Genomic DNA, 2883 nt, shown 5'->3' on the forward strand with positions numbered 1-2883 from the left:
TGATGGTAGACCTCAAGGTGATGGCCTACTTCAAGATTAGCCTTTCAACACGTAATTGGGACAGCGCCATAAAAAAGCCCGCATTACGGAGCGGCAACTCCAAGCGGGCCTCTATCAACAACGTATAAGGAAGTCGACATGGCAACTTTAGCGATCCCCTGCGCCCTGCGCAACCTTCGCATCCAACAACGCAAGCTGACGGGCCGCTATGGCGCCCGTCTTAGCCAACACCCGGACGGGGTTGCGCTTATGGAGCGGTCAACCGCACTGGCCTGGGCTTCTCTGTTCAGCCGCATCAACCCCTGCACCACTCAACAAGGAGCCTGACCATGAACGCACAACCGACCCAAATCAATCTGCTCAACCACCATGCCGCCAAGCGCCTGCGCCAGTTGCGGGAACAGCTGAAACTGAGCCGCCCCAAGTTTGCCGACCAGCTCGGCATTCCGCCCACCACGCTCAAGAACTACGAGCTGGGATACCGCGAGATCGGGGGCGGTCTGTTCTTGCTGATCGCCAACCACCCGGAGCTGAAACGCCATGTCGATTGGCTGCTGACCGGTATCGCCACGCCGGAGGTGCAGGCATGACCAAGATCTTCCATCCCATATCCGAACAGGAGGCGCTGGCCGAGTTGCCACGCCTGCGCCAGCGGCTCACCGCCAAAGCCCGTCACTCCTCATGCCTCAGAGGAACTGAGGGTAAAACCTTGTTAGCCCAGGCACAGCGAGCCCTGCGCTGGCACCAGCTGTTTCTCAGCATCAACCGGAGGGCCTGCCAATGAGCGACATCATCAAGATTGCCCGCCAGGCGCCCAAGGTGGTCGAGGGGTTGCTGGCCGATATGTTCGCCGCCAATGCCGAAGATAACCGCATCGCCCTGGGCGGGGTTTACTCCGGCCAGCAGTACATCCAGCTGCAGCTGGTTGCGACCAGCAACCCGGCTGATCTGCTTGATGATGACGGCGACGAAGGCGATGAAGAGGCGGCACCACTCCCCGCTCACAACCAGCTGACCACCAACTGGCTTGCAGCCCGCGCCGAGTTTATCGCTGCCGGCGGTGAGGCCAGGGGCGATCGGGATATCCCCCGGGAGCTGCTGGCGCTCGGCGCGGTACGTTCTGTCTATTGGCTGGCGCTAGGCCAGGGAGAAACCGCGCTGGCCAAAGAGATCGGCGAGTGGTGGCAGGAGTGCGCGCCACTGCATGGGCAAGGTGAGGTGATCAAGTGACCCATCACCTGCAGCAGGAACTGACCAGCCAGATGTATCGCTGGCAAGAGACCTATCGGGAGGACGCAGCGCGGCTGCGTCTTTATCAACGGGAGCTGGCCCATGCGCGCCGGCTACCTGCCCGCCCCCGTGTCAGCATCAAGCTGTTGCTGCGCCAGTGTGCGGCCGCTCGGCGAATGAAAAACCATGCCCAACAACGCATCAGTGGATGCCTGTTTCGCATCAAGACGTTATCCGCTTAACGCATGACCAAGCTCACCACCCGGCTGCCGCTGTCGAGAAAAGCACAGCTACAGCGCGTCAACACCCTTTGCAACTCTCTGCCCGGCGTCAACTTTGACGCCGTTTTCGGCGGCCCACGCGGCCAATACGATCTGCTGTGGGCCATCCAGTTGCTCGATGGCCTCTCCCCCGAGTTAACCCGCGACCTGTTCAAGCAGTACGCACGGCGCCGCAAGGATTGCAGCTTCACCCATTGCCGGGCGGCTAATATCTGGCTGCGTGAGCGAACCCGCTGGGTGCGCCAGTTGCTCCACTCCATCCCGGTCAACCCGAGGGAGATGCGCGATGAAGACGGCCGCAAGAAGGTGGCCCACCAGTTCGCCAACCAGACCGCAGCCATTTACAAAAACATCGAGCAGGACATCAAAGAAGGCGCCGAGCCGGATCTACTGCAGACCTGGGCGCTGATGCGTCAGCCGGCCGATCAGTGGGGCTTTATCGGCAAGATGCCCAAATTCAAATCCGACGAAGTGCGGGATAACTGGATCCTGAGCGTGCTGGTGCGCCTGCTCTCTGCCAAGTGGTGGGAAAAGCGTGTTAACCGCTGCTGGGATCGGCTGCAGGAGCAGATCAATATTCTGCTCGGCAAGGTACGCAAGGGCGTGTCGGCTTATGTATCGAACGCCACCATGAAGGTGGTGCGCGAACGCAAGCGGGCCATGATGCGCTGGCTGGCCGAGTCGGAAGTGGTCAACGAGCAGTATGACCTGGTCGTGTCGATGAAGGATTGCTGGGAGGCCAGCAACGCCAACCTGGTGAACCGCCGCAACGAAATGATGGTGCGTGCTCGGGGGTTCAATGACTATGCCGAGGAGCAGGGTCATGTGGGGGTCTTCTTCACCTAGACCGCCCCAAGCCGCTTTCATGCCTGGACACAAAAGCACAACGGCAAAGCGATAGAGAACAAACGCTATCAAGGGGCCACGCCGCGGGAAACCTGCGCCTATCTGGCTAAACTCTGGAGCCGCGCCAGGGCCGCCCTCAAACGGTGGAACGCTCCCGTTTATGGATTTCGCGTTTGCGAGGCTCACCACGACGGCACCCCGCACTGGCATCTGCTGCTATTTATGCGCCCGGAAGATCGCAACCGGGTGATCGGCATCCTGCAACGTTATGCCCTGACCGATGACCACGAAGAGCTGGTACGGGATATCAAGGGCTGCCCACCCTTTACCGACTTTACTCCCCGCTTTGACTGGAAAGAGATAGACCCGGCCAAGGGGGATGCCGCGGGCTATATCGCCAAATACATTGCCAAGAACATCGACGGCGCCTACCTGGACGATGATGAAGGGAAGGTGCGAACAAGTCCCTGATGTGAGATCATGAGTCCCACTTGGCATCAGGGATAAGGTTCAGCATGAGTCACCA

The 2883-nt window shown here is 60.1% G+C and carries 5 protein-coding genes and 1 pseudogene; all 6 read left to right on the plus strand.

Annotation, left to right across the window (positions count from 1 at the left end; translation table 11 throughout):
• The first annotated feature begins 138 nt into the window (after window positions 1-138).
• The gene (locus BSP75_RS00070) at window positions 139-327 is read left to right on the plus strand and encodes a hypothetical protein (protein WP_041204794.1); all 189 of its coding nucleotides are present in this window, start codon (window positions 139-141) and stop codon (window positions 325-327) included.
• Window positions 328-329: 2 nt separating this feature from the next.
• Window positions 330-590, plus strand: coding sequence for a helix-turn-helix transcriptional regulator (locus tag BSP75_RS00075; RefSeq protein ID WP_024943315.1), 261 nt, complete (start codon window positions 330-332; stop codon window positions 588-590).
• Window positions 587-784 carry a hypothetical protein gene (locus tag BSP75_RS00080; protein ID WP_075111787.1) on the plus strand — a complete coding sequence of 66 codons (198 nt, stop codon included), beginning with the start codon at window positions 587-589 and terminating at the stop codon, window positions 782-784. Before BSP75_RS00075 ends, BSP75_RS00080 begins: the two co-directional genes overlap by 4 nt.
• The gene (locus tag BSP75_RS21960; RefSeq protein ID WP_232100255.1) at window positions 781-1230 is read left to right on the plus strand and encodes a hypothetical protein; all 450 of its coding nucleotides are present in this window, start codon (window positions 781-783) and stop codon (window positions 1228-1230) included. Before BSP75_RS00080 ends, BSP75_RS21960 begins: the two co-directional genes overlap by 4 nt.
• Window positions 1227-1472: a hypothetical protein gene (locus BSP75_RS00090; RefSeq protein ID WP_075111788.1), complete on the plus strand. Its 246-nt coding sequence runs from the start codon at window positions 1227-1229 to the stop codon at window positions 1470-1472. The genes BSP75_RS21960 and BSP75_RS00090 overlap by 4 nt, the downstream gene beginning before the upstream one ends.
• Before the next feature lie 3 nt (window positions 1473-1475).
• Window positions 1476-2804, plus strand: a pseudogene (locus tag BSP75_RS00095) (replication endonuclease); the annotation flags it as partial.
• Window positions 2805-2883 lie beyond the last annotated feature (79 nt).

Source organism: Aeromonas sp. YN13HZO-058, from assembly GCF_001921245.1.
Taxonomy (GTDB): Bacteria; Pseudomonadota; Gammaproteobacteria; order Enterobacterales; family Aeromonadaceae; genus Aeromonas; species Aeromonas allosaccharophila.